Annotated in this window: 21 protein-coding genes; 4 read left to right on the top strand and 17 right to left on the bottom strand. The window is 64.8% G+C overall.

The window, feature by feature from the left end; all coding sequences use genetic code 11:
• Positions 1-5 precede the first annotated feature (5 nt).
• The 8 genes from LZ538_RS06245 to LZ538_RS06210 all read right to left on the bottom strand — a co-directional run bounded on the left by LZ538_RS06245 (position 6) and on the right by LZ538_RS06210 (position 7,957).
• Positions 6-545: a GNAT family N-acetyltransferase gene (locus LZ538_RS06245; RefSeq protein WP_249831142.1), complete on the bottom strand. Its 540-nt coding sequence runs from the start codon at positions 543-545 to the stop codon at positions 6-8.
• Positions 542-934 carry a 30S ribosome-binding factor RbfA gene (rbfA, locus tag LZ538_RS06240; protein ID WP_249831141.1) on the bottom strand — a complete coding sequence of 131 codons (393 nt, stop codon included), beginning with the start codon at positions 932-934 and terminating at the stop codon, positions 542-544. The genes LZ538_RS06245 and rbfA overlap by 4 nt, the downstream gene beginning before the upstream one ends.
• Positions 935-3,451 carry a translation initiation factor IF-2 gene (gene infB, locus LZ538_RS06235; RefSeq protein ID WP_249831140.1) on the bottom strand — a complete coding sequence of 839 codons (2,517 nt, stop codon included), beginning with the start codon at positions 3,449-3,451 and terminating at the stop codon, positions 935-937. It abuts the gene before it with no gap.
• 1 nt (position 3,452) lies between these two features.
• Entirely contained in the window at positions 3,453-4,148 is a 696-nt protein-coding gene (locus tag LZ538_RS06230; protein WP_249831139.1) for a DUF448 domain-containing protein, read from the bottom strand.
• On the bottom strand, positions 4,129-5,751 hold the full coding sequence (gene nusA / locus LZ538_RS06225) for a transcription termination factor NusA (RefSeq protein ID WP_249831138.1): 1,623 nt from the start codon (positions 5,749-5,751) through the stop codon (positions 4,129-4,131). The genes LZ538_RS06230 and nusA overlap by 20 nt, the downstream gene beginning before the upstream one ends.
• Entirely contained in the window at positions 5,751-6,284 is a 534-nt protein-coding gene (rimP, locus tag LZ538_RS06220; RefSeq protein ID WP_249831137.1) for a ribosome maturation protein RimP, read from the bottom strand. Before rimP ends, nusA begins: the two co-directional genes overlap by 1 nt.
• 144 nt (positions 6,285-6,428) lie before the next feature.
• Positions 6,429-6,917, bottom strand: a complete 489-nt coding sequence (locus tag LZ538_RS06215; protein ID WP_249831136.1) for an isoprenylcysteine carboxyl methyltransferase family protein — start codon at positions 6,915-6,917, stop codon at positions 6,429-6,431.
• Positions 6,914-7,957: a type III polyketide synthase gene (locus tag LZ538_RS06210; protein ID WP_249831135.1), complete on the bottom strand. Its 1,044-nt coding sequence runs from the start codon at positions 7,955-7,957 to the stop codon at positions 6,914-6,916. Before LZ538_RS06210 ends, LZ538_RS06215 begins: the two co-directional genes overlap by 4 nt.
• A 60-nt stretch (positions 7,958-8,017) precedes the next feature.
• On the opposite strand from LZ538_RS06210, the gene LZ538_RS06205 reads away from it, so the two are divergent.
• Positions 8,018-9,124, top strand: coding sequence for a PQQ-dependent sugar dehydrogenase (locus tag LZ538_RS06205; RefSeq protein ID WP_249831134.1), 1,107 nt, complete (start codon positions 8,018-8,020; stop codon positions 9,122-9,124).
• 1 nt (position 9,125) lies between these two features.
• On the opposite strand, the gene LZ538_RS06200 is transcribed toward LZ538_RS06205, so the two are convergent.
• Together LZ538_RS06200 and trmB are read right to left on the bottom strand one after the other, a co-directional pair.
• Positions 9,126-9,860, bottom strand: coding sequence for a hypothetical protein (locus LZ538_RS06200; protein WP_249831133.1), 735 nt, complete (start codon positions 9,858-9,860; stop codon positions 9,126-9,128).
• Positions 9,861-10,084: 224 nt separating this feature from the next.
• A complete protein-coding gene (gene trmB / locus LZ538_RS06195; protein ID WP_249831132.1) occupies positions 10,085-10,783 on the bottom strand; it encodes a tRNA (guanosine(46)-N7)-methyltransferase TrmB in 699 nt (232 codons plus the stop codon).
• Positions 10,784-10,904: 121 nt separating this feature from the next.
• On the opposite strand from trmB, the gene LZ538_RS06190 reads away from it, so the two are divergent.
• Positions 10,905-11,321 (top strand): DUF2231 domain-containing protein, encoded by a 417-nt coding sequence (locus LZ538_RS06190; RefSeq protein ID WP_249831131.1) that lies wholly within the window; start codon positions 10,905-10,907, stop codon positions 11,319-11,321.
• A complete protein-coding gene (locus tag LZ538_RS06185; protein ID WP_249831130.1) occupies positions 11,318-12,679 on the top strand; it encodes a PQQ-dependent sugar dehydrogenase in 1,362 nt (453 codons plus the stop codon). Before LZ538_RS06190 ends, LZ538_RS06185 begins: the two co-directional genes overlap by 4 nt.
• Here the strand turns inward: LZ538_RS06185 and metK are convergent.
• Both metK and lnt read right to left on the bottom strand, forming a co-directional pair.
• A complete protein-coding gene (gene metK / locus LZ538_RS06180; protein WP_249831129.1) occupies positions 12,676-13,944 on the bottom strand; it encodes a methionine adenosyltransferase in 1,269 nt (422 codons plus the stop codon). The genes LZ538_RS06185 and metK overlap by 4 nt on opposite strands.
• A 59-nt stretch (positions 13,945-14,003) precedes the next feature.
• Complete coding sequence (gene lnt / locus LZ538_RS06175; protein WP_249831128.1) at positions 14,004-15,518, bottom strand: apolipoprotein N-acyltransferase; 1,515 nt, start codon at positions 15,516-15,518, stop codon at positions 14,004-14,006.
• 75 nt (positions 15,519-15,593) lie between these two features.
• On the opposite strand from lnt, the gene LZ538_RS06170 reads away from it, so the two are divergent.
• Positions 15,594-16,016 carry a VOC family protein gene (locus tag LZ538_RS06170; protein WP_249831127.1) on the top strand — a complete coding sequence of 141 codons (423 nt, stop codon included), beginning with the start codon at positions 15,594-15,596 and terminating at the stop codon, positions 16,014-16,016.
• On the opposite strand, the gene LZ538_RS06165 is transcribed toward LZ538_RS06170, so the two are convergent.
• The 5 genes from LZ538_RS06165 to LZ538_RS06145 are packed head-to-tail and all read right to left on the bottom strand — an operon-like array spanning position 16,013 to position 20,397.
• The gene (locus LZ538_RS06165; RefSeq protein WP_249831126.1) at positions 16,013-16,906 is read right to left on the bottom strand and encodes a hemolysin family protein; all 894 of its coding nucleotides are present in this window, start codon (positions 16,904-16,906) and stop codon (positions 16,013-16,015) included. The two genes, LZ538_RS06170 and LZ538_RS06165, sit on opposite strands and share 4 nt — an antisense overlap.
• Positions 16,906-17,409 carry an rRNA maturation RNase YbeY gene (gene ybeY, locus LZ538_RS06160; protein ID WP_249831578.1) on the bottom strand — a complete coding sequence of 168 codons (504 nt, stop codon included), beginning with the start codon at positions 17,407-17,409 and terminating at the stop codon, positions 16,906-16,908. Before ybeY ends, LZ538_RS06165 begins: the two co-directional genes overlap by 1 nt.
• The gene (locus tag LZ538_RS06155) at positions 17,409-18,401 is read right to left on the bottom strand and encodes a PhoH family protein (protein WP_249831125.1); all 993 of its coding nucleotides are present in this window, start codon (positions 18,399-18,401) and stop codon (positions 17,409-17,411) included. The genes ybeY and LZ538_RS06155 overlap by 1 nt, the downstream gene beginning before the upstream one ends.
• Complete coding sequence (gene miaB, locus LZ538_RS06150) at positions 18,401-19,708, bottom strand: tRNA (N6-isopentenyl adenosine(37)-C2)-methylthiotransferase MiaB (protein ID WP_249831124.1); 1,308 nt, start codon at positions 19,706-19,708, stop codon at positions 18,401-18,403. Before miaB ends, LZ538_RS06155 begins: the two co-directional genes overlap by 1 nt.
• Positions 19,705-20,397 carry a lysophospholipid acyltransferase family protein gene (locus LZ538_RS06145; protein WP_249831123.1) on the bottom strand — a complete coding sequence of 231 codons (693 nt, stop codon included), beginning with the start codon at positions 20,395-20,397 and terminating at the stop codon, positions 19,705-19,707. Before LZ538_RS06145 ends, miaB begins: the two co-directional genes overlap by 4 nt.
• Positions 20,398-20,456: the final 59 nt, after the last annotated feature.

Raw genomic sequence — 20,456 nt, 5'->3', positions numbered from 1 at the left:
AAGTCTCATTGCCATTCGTTCTTCAGGATCGCGAATAGCACGGTGTCGCGCACATGTCCGTTCCAGGTGATGCGGTCGGCGCGCAGGACGCCTTCGCGGACGGCGCCGATTTTCTTCATCGCGGCCTGGCTTCTCACATTGCGGCGATCGACGCGGAACTCGACGCGCCGGACCCCGCGGTCGAAGGCGCGGGCGAGCATCATGTCCTTGACGCGGCGGTTGAAGCCGGTGCCGCGTAGGTGCGGGCGGTAATAAGTCCCGCCGATCTCGAGCGCCTGTCGTGCTTCGTCGATGCCGAGGAAGCTCGACATGCCCGCGAGTTCGTCACCTGCGAACAGGACGAATGTGAAGTTGCGGGGGTTCGAAGTATAGAAGTCGATGCTCTCGTCGAACCCGTCGGGTCCGAAATTGTTCGCGTAAATCGCCCAGATATCGCGATCTTCAGCGCAGGCAGACTTGAGAGCCTGACGATGCTCTTCGTTGAATAGTTCGGCGCGGCAGCCATCGCCGGTCATCGGCTCGGCGAGCCGCACAACATCGATCATTCCTCGCCCAGATCCTGCGCGACATGCTCGGAGCGGAGCAGGCGGTCGATATGACCGCCCTCGTCGAAGCTCTCGTCGGCGACGAACTTGAGCTTCGCGGCATATTTCATCCGCACCCGGTGGGCGACCTCGCGCTGCAAGTAAGCGGTGTTCTGACGCAGCGCTTTCAGCACCGCCTCCTCGTCCTGGCCGAGCAGCGGCTTCACGAACACCGTCGCATGACGCAGGTCCGGCGACATCCGCACCTCGGTGACACTGACGAGATGCGACTGCAGCACGTCGTCATGGATGTCACCGCGCTGTAGCAACTCGCTCAGGATGTGGCGTACCTGCTCGCCGACGCGAAGCAGGCGGACTGAGCGCCCTTCTGCTGTTTCCTGACGACGCATTTACAGCGTCCGCGCGCGCTCCTCGACCTCGAATACTTCGAGCGAGTCACCCGGCTTGATGTCATTGGTATCCGCGAGGAGCACACCGCACTCCAGGCCCGAGGTGACTTCCGCCACGTCGTCCTTGAAGCGTCGCAGCGAGCTGATCGTCGTCTTGGAGACGATGACATCTTCGCGCGTGAGGCGTGCATTGAGTCCCTTGCGGATGACGCCTTCGAGCACCAGCAGGCCTGCTGCCTTGTCCTTCTTGCCGGCCGGGAACACTTCGTGGACCTTGGCGCGTCCGACCACCGTCTCGATGATCTCCGGGCCGAGCTCGCCGGCCATGGCGCCCTTCACCCAATCGGTGAGGTGATAGATGACATCGTAGTAGCGGAACTCGACCTTGTTGCGGTCCGCAACCTCGCGCGCCTTGGAGTTCGGCCGGACGTTGAAGCCGATGATCGGCGCACCCGTAGATGCCGCGAGCGTGACATCGCTTTCGGTGATCGCCCCCACGCCCGAATGAAGCACACGCACACGGATCTCGTCGGTGGACAGTTTATTGAGCGCGCTGACGATCGCTTCGACTGAGCCCTGAACGTCGGCCTTGATGACCAGCGGAAGCTCCTTGGTCGTCGACGCATGCGTCGCGAACATATTTTCGAGGGTGACCGGGGCAGAAGTGGTGCGCTTCTTGTCGAGAACACCCTGGCGATAGGCGGCCACTTCGCGTGCCCGGGCCTCGTTCTCGACGACCGTGAGCTGGTCGCCCGCGGCAGGCACCGCGCCGAGACCCAGGACTTCGACCGGCACCGACGGGCCGGCCTCCTTCACCTGCTGACCCTTGTCATTGAGCATGGCGCGCACCTTGCCCGACGCCGCGCCGACGACGATCACATCGCCGACGCGCAGGGTCCCGCGCTGAACCAGCACGGTCGCAAGCGGCCCTCGGCCCTTGTCGAGCTTCGCTTCGACGACGGTGCCTTCGGCGCTGCGGTCGGGATTGGCCTTGAGCTCGAGGATTTCCGCCTGCAACTGGATCGCTTCCAGCAACTTGTCGAGATTGGTCCCGTTCTTGGCCGAGACTTCGACGTCCTGAACTTCGCCGCCCATGTCTTCGACGATGATCTCGTGCTGCAGAAGCTCCTCGCGGACCTTCTGCGGCTTGGCTTCCGGCTTATCGATCTTGTTGATCGCGACGATCATCGGAACGCCGGCGGCCTTGGTGTGATTGATTGCCTCGATCGTCTGCGGCTTCAGCCCATCGTCGGCGGCGACCACCAGGATGACGATGTCCGTGACGTTGGCGCCGCGGGCACGCATCTCCGTGAACGCCTCGTGGCCTGGCGTATCGAGGAAGGTGACTTTGGACTTGTCCGGCAGCGCAACTTGGTAGGCGCCGATGTGCTGCGTAATGCCGCCTGCCTCGCCGGAGACAACATTGGCCCCGCGGATCGCGTCGAGCAGCGAGGTTTTGCCGTGATCGACGTGCCCCATGATGGTCACGACTGGCGGACGGGGCTGCAGCGTCTCGTCCGCATCCACGTCGATCGACGTGTCGATGTCGACGTCGCTCTCGCTGACGCGAGTGATGCGGTGACCGAACTCGGTAACGAGCAGCTCGGCCGTATCCTGGTCGATGGTCTGGGTGAGCGTGACGGGCATGCCCATCTTGAAGAGCGCCTTGACGAGGTCGGCGCCGCGCTCGGCCATGCGGTTGGCAAGATCCTGGACGGTGATCGCTTCCGGCACAACCACGTCGCGTACCTGCTTCGTCGAAGGACCGGCCTCCATATGGTGGCGCTTTTCCTTCTCGCGGGCGCGGCGAAGCGCGGCCAGCGAGCGGGCTCGACTGTCGTCCTCACCGGACAGCGCGCGGGAAACCGTCAGCTTGCCGCGCTGGCGATGCTCGTCGCCGCGACCGCGGCTCGGGCGCGCGGGCTCAGGGCGGCGCGGAGCAGGCGCATGCCCGCTCGGACGGCGGGCGGTGGCCGCCTTGTCATCCTGTTCGGTCGCGGCAGGCGCTTCGGGTTGCGGAGCCGCGGCAGCCTCGGCTGCCAGGCGTGCCTCTTCTTCGGCCGCCAGGCGAGCTTGCTCGGCCGCTGCCTCTTCGGCCTTACGGTTCTCTTCGGCTCGGCGGCGCTCTTCCTCGCTCTGCTCGACCTTCGTGCGCTCCTCGCGGCGGCGTGCCTCCTCGAGCGCGGTAAGACGCGATTCCTCCGCCTCGCGAAGAAGCTTGGCCTGCATCTCCTTGCGCGCGGTCATCTCGTCGGCAGCAGACGGCTTGCGCGGTTGCGGCGCGGCCTTTGGAGCGGGCGCGGGCGCCGGGGCAGGCGCTTCGGCAGCTGGCGCAGGCGTCTCGGGGGGCGGAGCCTCGCCCGGGCGGCCCAGGATGCGGCGCTTCTTGACCTCGACCACAACCGTGTTCGAGCGCCCGTGGCTGAAGCTCTGCTTCACCTTGCCAGTCTCGACCGTGCGCTTGAGGCCCAGCGGCGGCCGGGTGCCAAGCTTCGGTTTTTCGGTCTGGTCTGCCATTCTATTCCTTCGTCAAATCTTCGTCAGCCGAGCCGGTCCTCAAGGCGGGTTCGCCGCCTTCCAGACCACGATCGGGGCCAGTGAATGCCCGCCACCGGGCAATCGCGTGGGAGACACGCGAAGCGGCAGCGGGATCGGTCAGGGCAGCATGTACCACATTTTCGCGGCCCAGTGCCATCGACAAGATAGTGCGTCCCTCCGGGAATATCATCCCCTGCGGACCGCCTCCACCAACCCGCCAGGCCTGATCGAGCGCTTTGCGGCCATCCTCGCCAGCATCGGCCGCGTGAACCAGCATGTGCGCCTTGCCCGCGCGCGCGGCCGTCTCGACGCGTTCAGCGCCATTGATGAGGTTGCCCGCGCGCGCTTCCATGCCGAGCCGGTCGAGCGCCGCTCGGCGCAGCGCCTGCTCGGTGCGCTCGCCAAGGTCGGCGGGAACCTGCAGCTCATTGGTCTTGAGCGCACGCTGGAGCGCCGGCTTCAGCTTTCCCTTCGCGTTCGCCTGGTCGAGCTCGGCGCGAGACACTCCGATCCACGCGCCGCGGCCTGGCGCGCGGGCCCTGACATCGGGTGCTACCTCGCCATTCGGTCCGAGCGCGAGCCGGATCAGCTCCTCGCGCGGTGCGGTCCGCCGCGAGAGGATGCAGGTGCGCTCCGGAACGTGCGCGTCTAGCGGATCATTGCTCCTCGCCCGCAACCGCGTCCTCCTCGGTTGCAGCCGGGGCCTCGTCCTCGAACCAGTGGGCGCGGGCGGCCATGATGATCTCATTGCCCTGCTCTTCGCTCAGGCCGTACTCTGACAGGATTCCGCCCTTGTCCTCCGGCCGGTTGCTCGGCTCGCGGCGGCGGGGCTCGACACGCTTCTTCTGGATCAACTCGTCGGTTGCGAGGTCGGCGAGGTCGTCGAGCGTGCGGATATTGGCCTTGCCCAGCGTCACGAGCATCTGCTCGGTCAGGTGCGGGATCTCGGCAAGCGCGTCATCGACGCCGAGCTTGCGGCGCTCTTCGCGCGAAGCGGCTTCGCGCCGTTCGAGCGCCTCGCCCGCGCGGCTCTGAAGCTCCGACGCAATCTCGTCGTCCAGGCCTTCGATTGATGCGATCTCGTCGACCGGGACGTAGGCGACTTCTTCCAGGCTCGTGAAACCTTCGGCAACCAGCAGCTGCGAAAGCGTCTCGTCGACGTCCAGCTCGTTCTGGAACATCTCCGACCGCTCGACGAATTCGCGCTGGCGCTTCTCGCTCGCGTCGGCCTCGGTAAGGATGTCGATCTGCGAAGTCGTGAGCTGCGAGGCCAGGCGGACGTTCTGGCCGCGGCGGCCGATCGCAAGGCTCAGCTGGTCATCGGGAACGACGACCTCGATCCGGCCTTCTTCCTCGTCGATTACGACGCGGCTGACGGTCGCCGGCTGGAGCGCGTTGACGACGAATGTCGCCAGGTCCTGCGACCAGGGGATGATGTCGATCTTCTCACCCTGGAGTTCCTGGACGACGGCCTGGACGCGGCTGCCCTTCATGCCGACGCATGCGCCGACCGGGTCGATCGAGCTGTCGTGGCTGATGACGCCGATCTTGGCGCGGCTCCCGGGGTCGCGGGCGGCCGCCTTGATCTCGATGATCCCATCGTAAATCTCGGGCACTTCCTGCGCGAACAGCTTCTTCATGAAGTCGGGATGTGCGCGTGACAGGAAGATCTGTGGGCCGCGTGCTTCGCGGCGCACAGCCATGATCAGCGAACGGATGCGGTCGCCGACGCGCACCATCTCGCGCGGGATCTGCTGGTCGCGGCGGATGACGCCCTCCGCTCGGCCGAGGTCCACGACCACGTGGCCGAACTCGACGCGCTTCACCACGCCGGTGATGATCTCGCTCGTGCGGTCCTTGAACTCCTCGAACTGACGCTCGCGCTCGGCATCGCGGACCTTCTGGAAGATCACCTGCTTGGCGGCCTGGGCGGCGATACGTCCGAACTCGATCGGGGGCAGCGGGTCGACGATGAAGTCGCCCACGGCCGCACCCTTCTGCAGCTTCTGCGCGCCCTTGGTGTCGATCTGCTTGAAGTGGTCCTCGACCTCTTCGACGACTTCGAGCACCCGCCACAGGCGGAGGTCGCCGCTGTTGGGGTCGAGCTTGGCGCGAATGTCGTTCTCGGCGCCGTAGCGGGCGCGGGCGGCGCGCTGGATCGCGTCCTCCATCGCTTCGATGACGATGCCCTTGTCGATCAGCTTCTCGCGCGCGACGGCGTCGGCGATCGCGAGCAACTCTGCCTTGTTGGCGCTGACGGCAGCGGGTGCGGTGGCCATTATTCTTGTTCCTCTACGGTCTCTATGGTGTCTGCGCCTTCAGTGCTGAGCGGCGCGGTGGCGTTGATGAGCTTGTCGGTCAAGAGCAGCTTGGCCGAGGCGATTTCGGAAAAGGGCAGGGCGTGCGCCTCGCCGCTCTTGTCTGTGAGCCTGACGGTCTCACCGTCTAGTCCTTCGAGCGTCCCGGAGAATTGCTTGCGGCCGTTGCGCGGTTCGGCGAGCCCGACGCGCGCTTCGTGGCCGCTCCAATCGGCGAAGTCCTTGAGACGGGTGAGCGGCCGGTCGATGCCGGGCGAGCTGACCTCGAGCCGATAGCTCCCTTCGATGGGATCGGACGCGTCGAGCATCTCGGAAAGGCTGCGGGAGATCGCCTCGCAATCGGTGATGTCGAGCTGCCGCGTGTCCGGCCGTTCGGCCATCACCTGGAGCGTCGGATCGGATGCGCCGCCGATCATCTGCACGCGCACGAGATCATAGCCGAGGCGCTTCACCTCTGGCTCGATCAGACGTTGCAGTCCGGCGATGTCGGTCACCCGATTTCCTTCTCAAGATACTTACAAAGTCTCTCGGACCGGAGCCGAGTGGCCCCAGCCTCAGGCATCTGGCGATGTCGAGGAGAGAGCTGCGATATAAGCGGGAAGCCAGGTGTCCGCAAGCAATGCTTCGCGGCTTCGCGATCAGCCGCGGCCCAGCGCCTTATTCTCCTCGCGGATGCGTACGGACAGGACCGCGGCGTTCAACAGGCTGAAGAGGATGGCGAGGTCCCAGAAGCCGAATACCAACGGCAGCACGGCGATTTCGCCGACCACGACGACATAATTCGGATGGTTGACCCAGCGATAGGGGCCGCTTCGCACCAGCGGCGCCTGCGGAAGCACGATGATGCGCGTTGTCCAGCGCGACCCGAGCGTGCTGAGCGTCCATGCTCGGCCAGCCTGGAGCAGCAGGTAAATGCCGAGCCAGAAGAAATTCAGCGGGCGCCCAGGCGCTAGCCACCACATAGAGGCGAGCCATAGAACATGGACGGCGACGATCCACGGATAATGCCGTCTCCCATATTCCTTGGCGCCGTCCGCAAGCAGGCGCCGCGTATTGCGGTTGGACAGCCAAAGCTCGAAGAGCCGCTCCGCCGTCACCAATGCGAGGACCAGGATGCCGAGGGTCAAGCGGCTTCCAGCAGCAAACCGGCGCAGGTGAAGCCGGGCCCGAAGGCGGTCATCATGACGCGGTTCGGAAGCCCTCGCTCGAGCAGGCGCTCGAGCACGAACATGACCGTCGGCGCGCTCATGTTCCCATAATCGTTGAGCACCTCGCGCTCGATGTTCAGCTCACCCTGAGGCAGCTCCAGTGCGGTCTCGATGGCATCGATGACCTTGACGCCTCCCGGATGACAGCAGAATCGGTCGATCTCGTCCCGGGAGGTGCCGAGGCCTGCGCACATATCGTCGACGGCCTGGGCGAGCTCGGCTTCGATGAACGGCGGGATCGCGCGGTCGAAGACGACGGCAAGGCCGGGATCTTCCACATCCCAACCCATGATGCGCTGGGTATCCGGCCAGAGCTTCTCGGCCGATCCGACGATGCGCGCGAGACTGTGCTCGCCGCTGGAGACCACGGCCGCGGCGGCCCCGTCTCCGAACAGGGCAGTCGCGACGACGGCGGCTGGGTCATCGCTGTCCAGCCGAATCGAGATTGAGCAGGTCTCGACCGTGACGAACAGCCAGTTGGTGCCCGGCTCGGCCGAAGCCATGCGCGCCGCTGCGGCCAGCCCGCTCACGCCACCGGCGCAGCCCAGACCGAACACCGGGACGCGGCGAACATCGGAACGGAGGCCGAGCCGCGGCCCGGTGCGCGCTTCCAGGCTGGGGGTGGCGATGCCGGTTGTGGATACGGTGACTATTCCGTCGATTTCGTCGGGCTTCAGCCCGGCCTTTTCAATGGCCGCGCTTGCAGCGGCCATGAACAATTGCTCGGCGGCCTCGAGGTAGAGGTTGTTGCGATCGTGCCAGCCATGGTTGCCCGTGTACCAGTCGTGCGGAGCGACGATATGGCGCTTTGCGATCCCCGCATTGTCGAACACGCCCGACAGCCTGTCGAAGAGCGCCTTGCGGCCAAAGGCTTCCCTTGCAGTCGCCTTGGCCTGCGGCTGCTGAATCACGTTCGGCGGAACCGCCGTCGCGAGCGAGAGTAGGCTGCAGACTTGCATGCAAGGCCTTATTCAGTTGGAGCCGCCTAGCGACTCCGTTACGCGTAAGGAATAGTTTCGATGAGCAGACGCTTAATAGCTGCCCTTTATTTCGTGGTCGCCGCCTGCGGCTCCGCGCCTTCTCAGGCCGGGGACGGCCGGCCGTTCAGCGTGACCGAGGTCGCGACCTTCAATGAGCCTTGGGCCATGGCCTTCTTGCCCGGGTCCGGAGTGCCCCTGACCAACATGGCGCTGGTGACGGAAAAGCGCAGCGCGCTTTGGCTCGTCGACGTGCGAACGGGCAAGAGGCAGCAGGTTCTTGGAGGTCCGCGCGCTCATGTCGAAGGGCAGGGCGGCCTCGCCGACGTCGTCGCCCACCCGGACTTCGCTGGCAACCAGCGTGTCTATCTGAGCTTCAGCGAGTCCGGACCGGACGGGACCAGCGGCGGCGCCTTAGGCTATGGCCGGCTCATTCTCGGCCAGGGTGAGCCGCGGCTGGAGGGCTTCAAGGTGATCTGGCGACAGACGCCGAAGGTCAGCGGCGGTGCCCATTACTCGCAACGCATTGCCTTCGCCCCCGACGGGACGATCTATGTATCTTCGGGCGAACGCTTCCAGTTCGATCCAGCGCAGGATCCCAACAGCGACCTCGGCAAGATCATTCACCTGACCGCTGAAGGCCAGCGGATCGGCGGCCGCTTCTTCACCATGGGGCACCGCAACGCACTGGGCCTGGCGTTCGCGCCGGATGGCCGGTTCTGGGAAACCGAAATGGGTCCGCGCGGCGGCGATGAGCTCAATCTGATCGTCGCCGGCAAGAATTACGGCTGGCCGCGGGTATCGTACGGTTCGCATTACGACGGGCGCGATATTCCCGACGATCACAAGAGCCGCGGGTTCGAGGAGCCCAAGCTCTGGTGGAACCCGTCGATCAGCCCTGGGTCGTTGCTGATCTACTCCGGCGACCTGTTCCCGCAGTGGAAAGGCGATGCGCTGATCGGAGCTCTGTCCGGTGAGGCGTTGATCCGCGCCGACATCGATGGCGGCACGGCGCGCAAGGCCGACCAGTGGAGCATGGGCCATCGCATCCGTGCCGTGGACCAGGGCCCGGGTGGCGAGGTCTATCTCCTCGAAGACGGACCCGGCGGACGGCTGCTGCGGCTGGAGCCTCTGAGAGCAAGCAAGTAAATCACGACACGGTTACTGGAACATCCGGCGAGCAGACCGTTGTCGAGTTGAGCTCGCAAATCCGATACTGATACGTCCCCGGCGGGATGGCCGGCGTCGTATGATCGCCGTCGTTGGGGGTCGTCGCGACCTTGCTTCCATCGCGGTAGATATCGACCGACGCAGTGCTTGCGCCCGTCCATGTCAGGTGGACCATCCGTCCCGCGACCGCCATCGCCTGAAGCGAAATTGAAAGCGCTACCGGAGGTCCGATCGGGGGGATATTGAATCTATTGGCGAGCCGGGTGATCTTGTAAGTCAGCTCGTACGAACCGTCACCGCCTGTCGGTTTCACCGTATATACCTTGGACATGCCCACGGTAGGCAGATCGGCGAGCAGCTGATCACGAGGAATGCTGACCTCCGCGCGCCCGATCAGGTCGTCGCCCTCGTAGATGCCGTCGTTCAGGTAGACGTGCGTATTGTCCAGTTGCCCATGAGCAAAGCCGTCATCGTCATTTTCCCACATGGTGAGTTTGAAATGCACGTCCGGAGCTCCGCGATCGCATGCAGGCCGTGTGGCAACGCATTGCTCGGTCGGAAGGAAAGTCCGACTTTCGCCCGCATCGACGTCTCCATAAATTTTGGTGAAGGAGTCCTGGTTGGTGCTTACATCGGAAAAGACGACATAGACCTCGTCCGACCCAAGCCAATTGGCGTGGGTTTCATGGAGAGCTTTGAACCCTACGGCCGTCACGACGAACTGCGGGCTCCTGAAGCCAGCCGGCTGGCTGTAGGCTGATTGCGCTACAAAGATTGAAAGGGATGAGGCGGAGAGCAGAGCAATCCCTAGTGCTGCTGCATGACGGCTCAATGGCATTGCGACCTCCCTGCAGATCACAGACTCGCGCCGAGCTAAGTCATTATAATTAGCACATTTGCCGCAGTTTGTTAGTAACAGTCGTGCTGGAGCACCAACCCCTACCGCCGTCGGTAGCGGAGATAATAGGGGCGCCGGCCCTGCCGTCGGGACTTGGCGCCGTAGCGGGTCTCGATCCAGCCTCCCGACGGCTCGAGGAAGTCGTTCGGACGTTCCGCCAGCCAATCAAACTGATGCCCGTGCCGCTGCATGACCATCAGTGCCCAGGTGAGATAGGTCGGGTCGTCGGTCGCTACGCGGAACTCTCCGGCGGACTTAAGCTTCGTCGCGAACAGTTCGACCGGACCGTCGTTCACCATGCGCCGCTTGGCGTGTCGAGCCTTCGGCCAGGGGTCGGGGTGGAGCAGGTAGATGAAGCTGAGCGCTCCGTCCGGCACGCGCTGCAGGACGTCGAGGGCGTCGCCGCGCCAGATCCGCACATTGGCGAGATGCTTGTCGCGCACGTGGCCGAGCGCTGTCGCCACCCCATTCAAGAAGGGCTCGGCCCCGATGAAGCCGTGGTCGGGCAGCATGTCGGCACGGTCCGCCAGATGTTCGCCCGAGCCGAAGCCGATCTCGAAGTGGAGCGGTCGTTCCTCCCCGAAGAGCCGCGCCGCCGCGATTTCGCCTTCCGTCGGGACTTCGATCTGCGGGAGGAGTTTGTCGATCAGTTCCTGCTGACCTTTGCGCAATTTGTGCCCGCACGACCGGCCGTAGAGCCGATTGAGCGTCAGTGGATCGCCTGATTTATGAGCCGTCATCGCGCCGCTGCGCCTAGTCGTTCGACCCCGTTTTCAGCAAGACGCGGCGCGGAAGCCTAGCTCTCTTCTCGGGAACCTCTTCGCCTCTCCAGCGTCAATCAGTCCGCGTAGGGAGAAGAAAATGGCCGAAGCCGCAACGCGGCGCGGAACGCGGCCAATCGCGTTCGCCACGCGCCCACTTTATTCGATCCTGGTACCGATACCCGCTGTATGCTTCGTCGGTGCTTTGTTGACCGACCTCGCGTATCGAGGGAGCGGCGGCAATCTTCTCTGGTTGAACTTTTCCAGCTGGCTGATCGCCGCGGGCCTGCTTTTCGCTGCACTCGCCGGCCTTCTCCTGCTGATTGACGCTGCTCGGGGAGCCGTTCCCTGGATTTCTTTCGGAATTCTGCTTGCCGCCTGGATCGTGGAGTTCGTCAACAGCCTCGTTCACGCGCGGGACGGATGGACGGCGGTTGTGCCGCTCGGCCTGATTCTGTCGATCGTCGGTGCGGTGCTCGTTCTGGCCGCCGCGCGGTTCGCGGGAGAACGAAGGTGAAAGGCCGCTTGCTTGTTGCCGCTGGGGTGGCGGCGCTCGCTGCTTGCAGCAACCCACAGAAAGTCGATCCGATGCAGCAGGTCGGCGCGAACCCCCTGCTTCCGAAGCCGGAGGAAGAGCTCATCGCCGATGTCGGTGTGCCCAAGGTCGTTGGCTGGAAGGACGGAGAGACACCGACGGTCCCCGCGGGATTCCGCATTCAGGCGATGGCGACCGGCCTGGACAGTCCCCGTAATGTTTTGGCGTTGCCTAATGGCGATCTGCTGGTGGTGGAATCGCAGCGGACAGGATCGGAGCCAGTCGATCGACCCAAGGATCCGATCCGTGACTTCATCATGTCCATCGCGCATGGCGGTGGAGGATCGAAGGAGACGGCAGGTGCGGGGGGCGGCCCGCCGCAGCGGATCACGCTCCTGCGGGACGCCGATGGCGACGGGCGGCCCGAGCTGCGGACCGTGCTTGTTGATCACCTGAACTCCGCCTTCGGGATCGTCGAGGTTGGCAATGACCTCTACGTGGCGAATACCGATGCGATCCTGCGCTACCCCTTCACGCCAGGGCAGACGCAGATCACCGCCAGGCCGCAGAAGGTGATCGACCTGCCCGCCGGCCTGATCAACCATCACTGGACCAAGAGCCTGACCGCCAGCCCCGATGGCTCGATGCTCTATGTCGGCGTCGGCTCCAACAGCAACGTTCAGGAGCGGGGGCCGGAGGCTGAGGCTGACCGGGCCGCGATCCTCGAAGTGAACTTGCAAACCGGCCGGTCCCGCGTGTTCGCAAGCGGGCTAAGGAATCCGAACGGGCTGACCTTCTACCCGGGCAGCGACACGCTCTGGGCGGTGATCAACGAGCGCGACGAGATCGGGCCGAACCTCGTTCCGGACTATCTTACGTCGGTTCGTCCGGGCGCTTTCTACGGCTGGCCCTACAGTTATTACGGCCAGCACGTGGATCCCAGGGTGCGGCCGCAGCGGCCCGACCTGGTCGCGAAGGCAATTCCGCCCGACTACGCGCTCAGCTCCCACGTCGCACCGCTGGGCCTCGCTTTCTACACGGGGGAGAGCTTTCCGCCGATGTTCAGGGGTGGCGCCTTCATTGGAGAGCACGGCAGCTGGAACCGCTCCGAATATAACGGCTATCGCGTCGTATTCGTCCGGTTCTCCGGGGGGCGGCCGGTAGGAAAGCCTCTCACCATGGTCGCCGGCTTCCTCGATGGCGACGGCAATGCCCGCGGGCGTCCGGTCGGCGTCGCCGTCGACCGCACGGGCGCGCTGATCATCGCCGACGACGCGGGCAATACGGTGTGGCGGGTCACATATGCCGGCGCTGGAAAGGCGCCGGCGGCGACGACTTAAGCGTCGACGCGAGCCGCTTCGGTTCCGAGCGCCGCCTTCAGGTCATCGACCAGATCGAGGCGCTCCCACGGAAAGCTGTCGCCCTCCGGCGCTCGGCCGAAGTGCCCGTAGGCGGCGGTCGATCCGTAGATCGGCCGGTTGAGACCCAGGTGCGTGCGAATGCCGCGAGGAGTGAGCCCGCCGAGCTTCTCGATGCGGCCGATCGCCTGCTCCAGCTTGTCGTCGCCGACGGTCCCGGTGCCGTGCGTGTCGACATAGAGCGAAAGCGGCTCGCTGACGCCTATCGCATAAGCGAGCTGGATCGTGCAGCGCCGAGCCAGGCCGGCAGCGACGATGTTCTTGGCGAGGTAGCGCGCGGCATAGGCAGCCGATCGGTCGACCTTAGTCGGGTCCTTGCCGGAGAACGCGCCTCCGCCATGCGGTGCGGCGCCGCCATAGGTGTCGACGATGATCTTGCGCCCGGTGAGCCCCGCGTCTCCATCCGGGCCGCCGATCTCGAACGCGCCGGTCGGGTTGATGTGATAGACCGTCTCGTCGCTTAGGAGCTGCGGCGGCAGTACGGCCGCCACCACGCCTTTCACATAATCGCGCAGCTCGGCGTAGAGCTCGGGATCCGCGTGGTCGCCCTTTTCGGAATATCCGCGCTTGTGCTGCGTGGAGACGACGACCGCGGTCGCGGCCACCGGGCTCCCATTCTCGTAGCGCAGCGTGACCTGGCTCTTCGCGTCAGGCTCCAGGAACGGGGCCGCGCCGGAGTGGCGGTCGGCCGCCATGCGCTCGAGGATCTGGTGGCTGTAATAGAGCGTCGCCGGCATCAGCTCCGGCGTTTCGTCGCAGGCGAAGCCGAACATGATGCCCTGGTCGCCCGCGCCTTCGTCCTTGTTGCCCGCGGCGTCCACGCCCTGCGCGATATGCGCCGATTGCCCATGCAGGTGGTTCTCGAAGCTGGCGGTCTGCCAGTGGAAGCCTTCCTGCTCGTAGCCGATGCGCTTCACCGTGTGGCGGACGACCTGCTCGATCTCGTCGCGTGCGCCCGGCGCCCAGCCATGCGTATCGCTGAACTTGTCCTCATCGAAGACGGGACGGCAGCGGATCTCGCCGCCGATCACGATCCGCTGCGTCGTCACCAGCGTTTCGCAGGCGACGCGCGCCTCGGGGTCCTTCGAAAGGAAGAGATCGACGATCGCGTCGGAGATCTGGTCGGCGACCTTATCGGGGTGGCCTTCGGAAACGGATTCGGACGTGAACAGGTAAGAGCTGCGCATGTGCGGGGTTCGGACTTTCGATATCGGGATATAAAGAAGTCTTTATATGGCGGCGCGCTCTAGCGGCGGCTGCGGCCAAGCACAATGCCGCTGATGAGCAGCGCGAAGCCAAGCAGGAGCGGGATGAGGTTGCCGAGACGCGCGAACGGCGGCGGCGAGTTGGCTGCCGGCGGAATGACGGCATCGATCACGCCCGCCTTTCGCCAGCCGAGCTCCTGGACGACATTGCCTCGTGCATCGATGACCGCGCTGATTCCCGTCGGTGTCGCGCGGATTACCGGTATCCCTTCTTCGGCAGCGCGGAGCCGCGCCTGCGCGAGATGCTGTGGCGGCCCCCAGCGTCCGAACCAGGCATCGTTGGACGGATTGAAGATGAAGCTGGGGCGATTCATCCAGTCGACGACGTGGCCCGAGAAGATGATCTCGTAGCATAGCTGCAGCCCGACCTTGCCCCATGGATCCCCGAGCCAGATGCTGCGCGGGCCGGGGCCGGGCGTGAAATCTTCCTCTCCCGGAGCAAGGCGGCTGAGGCCGATCGCCGAAAGCAAGGGACGCATCGGCAGATATTCCCCGTAGGGCACGAGGTGGGCCTTGTCGTAGCGCCCGGCGATCCGCCCGCCCTGGCCCAGCACGTAGATGCTGTTCGCGGCGCGGTCGGCGTGGATTCCGTCGCTCGCCTGGACCGCGATGCCTCCAGTCAGCAGGCGATCTTCCGGCCCCAGCAGCGCGGTGGCGTGAGTCCGCTGGAATTCTGCCATCGCCTGGTGCTCCGGACTCCTCGCATCCTCGACGGGGCTGGTGATCGCGGCCTCCGGCCACAGCAGGAGGCGCGGCTCGCCCGTGGGACCGCCGGAAAGGCTCGCGAGCCGCCGCGCAGCCTCGACCTCGAAGCCCGGTTGCCATTTATCTTCCTGGCCGATGTTCGGCTGGACGACCCGCACCTTTCGGACCGTCAGCGGGTCCACCGGCACCGGTGACGCGGGAAGCACCCAGATAAGCGCGGTTACGGCGAAGATGACCACGAGCGGCAGCCATTTGCGGTAATATTCGAGCCAGACTGCTCCGCCGAACAAAACGACGAAGGTCGAAAGGCCGTAGGTCCCGATCAGCGCCGTCATGCTGATCAATGGCGTTGGCGCCAGCGCGGCGGCGGCAGGATTCCACGGGAAGCCGGTGAACATCGTTCCGCGCAGCCATTCGGTGATGGCCCAGGTTCCGGCGAGCACTAGGACGAGCGCGACGCGATTGTCCCTCCCGAAGCGCCAGGCGAGACCGGCCGACAGCGCCGGGTAGATGGCGAGATAAAGGGACAAGAGCACTACGGCGACCCACCCGAGCCATGCCGGCATTGCGGCCTGGTAAGTGAAGGCCGTGGCGATCCAGTTGAGGCCTACGACGAACTGGCCGAGGCCAAACATCCAGCCAATCAAGAGGCTTCGCCACAGGGTGGTCGACCGATCGAGCAGCTCGGACAGAATCGCAAAGGCCACCGGCAGGAGCGGCCACCAGCCGAACGGTTCGAAAGCGAAAGCGGACGCAGCGCCGGTCAGCAGCGCGATCAGGAACAATGGCATCGACGCAATGGCTAGCGGTTACATGCGGTTAACGAAAGCCTCGACAACGACGCGCGTCGCGAGCAGTGGCGAAGGATGGACTTGCCGCCCTTTCATCTCGCCTTTCCGGTCGACGACCTTTCGGCCGCGCGGCGTTTTTACGGCGATCTTCTGGGTTGCGCCGAAGGCCGCAGCTCAGAGCAATGGGTGGACTTCGACCTTCACGGCCATCAGATCGTCGCCCATCTCGCCCCGGCGGCGGTTCGGGAACGGGCGACCAATCCGGTCGATGGCGACGACGTGCCGATACCGCATTTTGGGCTCGTCCTTCAGATGGACGCTTGGGAAAAGCTTGCCGACCGCCTTACGCAAGCCGACGTCGAATTCGTAATCCGGCCGACGATCCGGTTCGCGGGCCAACCCGGCGAGCAGGCGACCATGTTCCTGCTCGATCCCGCGGGCAATGCGCTGGAGTTCAAGGCGATGGCGGACCCGGCGAAGCTTTTCGCAAGGAACTAGTCCTCCGCGCGCCGCTCCCCTTCGGGCGCGTGCAGTCGGACGCGTTTGATGCGGCGGCTGTCCGCGTCGACGCTTTCGAGTCGCCAGCCTGACGGATGGCTTACGGATTCGCCAGGCTGGAGGAGCCGGCCGGCGAGCAGGAATGTCAGTCCGCCGACCGTGTCGACGTCGTCGTCTTCGGCTGCGAGCCGGGCATCGACTGCCGCTTGCAGCTCTTCCAGCTCCAGGCGCGCGTCGGCTTCCCACAGTCCTTCGTCGAGCATCGTCAGCATGCCGATCTCCGCTTCGTCATGCTCGTCCTCGATGTCACCGACTATTTCCTCGACGACGTCCTCGATCGTGACCAGGCCTTCCGTGCCGCCGAATTCGTCGACGACGATCGCCAGGTGAATGCGCTGGCTGCGCATCCGAGCAAGCAGGTCGATCACCCCCATCGATTCCGGAATGAACAGCGGCTCGCGCATCAGTGCCTGCAGGCTGCGTTCGCGGTCCGCGGCGACACTGGCCATGAACACGTCCTTGATGTGGACCATGCCTACGACCTGATCCAGGCTTTCGCCGTAAACGGGCAGGCGGCTGTGTCCGGCGTCAACAAACGCGCGAACCAGCTGATCGAAGCTCACGCTCGACGGCACCGCCATGATGTCGCCGCGGGTCACGCAAATGTCCCCTGCGGTCTGCTCGCCGAAATGCAGCATGTTGCGGAGCATCTGGCGTTCGGCCGGGCTGAGATCGCCGGCTACGGCGTGGGTGCCCTGGCTTTCCTCGGCTTCATCGATCGCATCCTCGATCTCTTCGCGCAGGGTCGGTTCGGACTCGTCGCCAAAGATGAGATGCCGCATGCCGCGCCAGAGCCGGGAGCCGCCTTCGTCCTCGTTTCGCGTCGCCATCAGGCGGCATCCGCATAGGGGTCGGCGATGCCTATCCGCGCCAGCGCGCGTACTTCACGAGCCTCCATGTCCGCCGCTTCATCCTCGTCGCCGTGGTCGTAGCCCAGCAGGTGCAGCGTGCCGTGGACCAACAGATGCGTCGCATGCTGTTCCAGCTCGATGCCCTTCTCCTGCGCTTCGGCCTGACAGACGCCGCGAGCAAGTACAATGTCGCCGAGCAAAACTTCTGGTCCCGCAACGTTTGTATTCTTCAAATCGTCTGGTCCAGCGAGAGGGAAGGACAGCACGTTGGTCGGCTTGTCCTTGCCGCGCCACTCGGCATTGAGCGCCCGCACTTGATCGTCACCGGTCAGTCGCACCGACAATTCTATGGTGCGGGGACCTGACGCGAGCTGGGGGAAAGCGCTTTCCGCGACCGCTGCTTCGGCGGCACGCCGCACCAGCGGCTCCCAGGAGCTGCTACTGTCCCATTCCTCGTCGGCCTCGACTGCGATTTCGAGCATCATCGTCCTGGCCCTTCATACGCCTCGACGATGCGTCCGACGAGCGGATGGCGCACGACGTCCGCTGCGGAGAAGCGCACGGTCGCGACACCTTTGACGCGATCGAGCTTTTCCACGGCGTCCGCGAGGCCCGATTTGCTTGGATCGGGAAGGTCGACCTGGTGAGGGTCGCCGCAGATCACCATCCGGCTACGCATACCGAAGCGCGTAAGGAACATTTTCATCTGCAGCGGCGTGGTGTTTTGCGCCTCGTCGAGGATGATGAAAGCGTCATTCAGCGTTCGGCCGCGCATGAATGCTAGCGGGGCGATTTCGATTTCCCCGCTGGCAATGCGCCGCTCGACCTGCTCGGTCGGAAGCATGTCGTAGAGCGCGTCGTAGAGAGGCCGGAGATAGGGATCGACCTTCTCCTTCATGTCGCCGGGCAGGAAGCCCAGCCGTTCGCCCGCTTCGACCGCGGGGCGCGAAAGGATGAGCCGGTCAACGCTGCCCGTGATCAATTGCGACACGGCTTGCGCGACCGCGAGATAGGTCTTTCCGGTGCCGGCCGGGCCGAGCGCGAAGATCATGTCCTCTCGCGCCAGCGCTTCCATGTAGATGGTCTGCACGGGGGAGCGCGGGACGATCGTCTTCTTGCGCGTGCGGATCATTACTCGCGGCGCGGATGTCACTTCTTCCTTGATGATCCCGTCGAGGTTGGGCTGCGCGGCCATGCCGAGCACCGCTTCGACAGCTTCGGCATCGACGTCGTGACCCTGGTCAAGCCTGTTGTAGAGGCCGGTAAGCACGTCGCGTGCACGGGAAGCTGCGTCCGCATCGCCTTCGATCTGGACGCGATTGCCGCGCGCGGAGATGTGGACGCCCAACCGGTTTTCGATGGTTATGAGGTGGCGATCGTAATCGCCGAACAGGGGGCCGAGCAGATAAGGCTGGTCGAACTCGAGCTCGAGCCGCGCCCGATCGGGTACCGCCTGCAAGTCGCGCCGGGCCATCAGGCGGCTTCTTTCGCGCGGACCGCGCCGCTCATGCTGTTCGGACCGGCAGCTACCAGTGTAATGTCGATGATGTCGCCAGGCTGCGCAGGCGTTTCAACATGCACGGATTGAAGCCAGGGCGATCGGCCGATCATCTGGCCGTGAAGCTTGCCCCTTCTTTCGATCAGCACTTGCGTGTCACAGCCCACCTTGGATTGATTGAACGCAAGCTGGTGCGCGTTGATCCGGTTCTGGAGCTCTTGAAGACGCTCATCCATGATTTCGCGCGCTATCTGATCCTCCATGGTGGCCGCCGGAGTTCCCGGCCTGGCGCTATATTTGAACGAATAAGCCGCGGCGTAGCCGACCGCATCCACAATCCGCAGGGTGGCTTCAAAATCCTCGTCGGTCTCGCCGGGGAAACCGACGATGAAGTCGCCTGAAAGTGCGATGTCGGAGCGGGCCTGGCGCATCTTCTCGATGACAGCGAGATAGGTTTCGGTCGTGTGGCTTCGATTCATCGCCCTCAATATGCGGTCGCTTCCGGACTGCACGGGAAGGTGAAGATAGGGCATCAATTTGTCGACCTCGGCATGCGCGGCAATCAGCGCGTCGGTCATGTCGGCCGGATGGCTGGTCGTGTAGCGGATGCGCTCGAGGCCATCGATCCTCGCTATTGCGCGGATCAGTTCGGCAAGTCCGCGCTCTCCGTCGGTCCAGGCATTTACGTTCTGGCCGAGCAGCACCAATTCGCGCGCCCCCGCTTCGACGAGGCTCTGCGCTTCGGTCAGCACGTGGTCCCAAGGCCGCGAAATCTCGGCGCCGCGCGTGTAGGGCACGACGCAGTAAGTGCAGAACTTGTCGCACCCTTCCTGAATGCTGAGGAAAGCGCTCGGCGCAGCCTTTCGCCTCGGCGGCAAGGCGTCGAACTTGCTGATCGCCGGCATGTCCGTGTCGACGGGGCGCGCACCTTTCGACGCTTGCACGACCATGTCGGGAAGCCGGTGATAGGCCTGCGGGCCGACGACGATGTCGATTAGGCTGGAACGGCGCTTGGCCTCGGCGCCCTCGGCCTGCGCGACGCAGCCTGCGAGCGCGACGATCGGCTTTGACCCGTCGTCCCGCCGCAGCCGTCCGACATCCGAATAGGCCTTTTCCGCAGCCTTCTCCCGGATGTGGCAGGTGTTAAGCACGACGAGTTCCGCGTCTTCGCCGTCGGGAGCCGGCGCCATGCCGTGATCCGCCAGCAACTCGGCCATTCGCTCGCCGTCATAGACGTTCATCTGGCAGCCGAAGCTTTTGATTTTGAAAGTCTTGGGAGTCATTCGACCACGCCTATAGGCGAGTGGGCATCGGACTTGAAGTCGAGCCGGCTCGCAATCGCGTCGCGTGCCAGCGCGGTGAGCTGCTTGCGGTCGCCGGCCCGGTCGAGCGGCGGCAAGACCTGCACGCGCACAGGCAAGGTCCCGGCGCGGTTCAGGAGTCGTACGATGTTGGCCTTGCCCGGCTCGTGATACCAGCCGATCTCCGCTGCGGCATTGCCATAGTCGATCGCGACCGGGCGGATTTCGACCTCCTTCGAAGCATAGTTGGCGGCTTCCAGCAGCGTCGACCGGAACGGCAGCAGATGCGTTCCCGGGCCGGTCGTGCCTTCAGGAAAGACGGTCACGGGCTTTTCCCGCTCGAGCGCCGCAGCGACCGCGATGGCCTGGTCCTTCGCGCCCTTGCGGTGAGTTCGCTTCACATAGACCGTGGCATTCTGGTCAGCGAGCCAGTGGATGAGCGGATGCCCAAGCTCGTCCTTCGAGATGAAGGTGGTGCCGGTCGAGCCTCCGAGCACCAATATGTCGAGCCAGCTCGTGTGGTTGGACACCAGCAGGGTGTGCGGCGAGGCGGGCCCGCCGGAGCATCTCACGCGAGCACCGATGATCCACGCTGCCGCGGCGAGAAATCGCGAGGGCCACGGGGACCGGCGGGCCAGCCATTTGGTCGCAACATGAGCCGGCGCCAGCACCGCCAGCAGCAGTACGAGCCCGGCGATCCGCAGGATGGCGCGCCAGCCGATGCGAGGGG

Source organism: Sphingomonas hankyongi (assembly GCF_023516575.1).
GTDB classification, from domain to species: Bacteria; Pseudomonadota; Alphaproteobacteria; order Sphingomonadales; family Sphingomonadaceae; genus Sphingomicrobium; species Sphingomicrobium hankyongi.
This window is presented reverse-complemented; position numbering and strand designations above follow the sequence as displayed.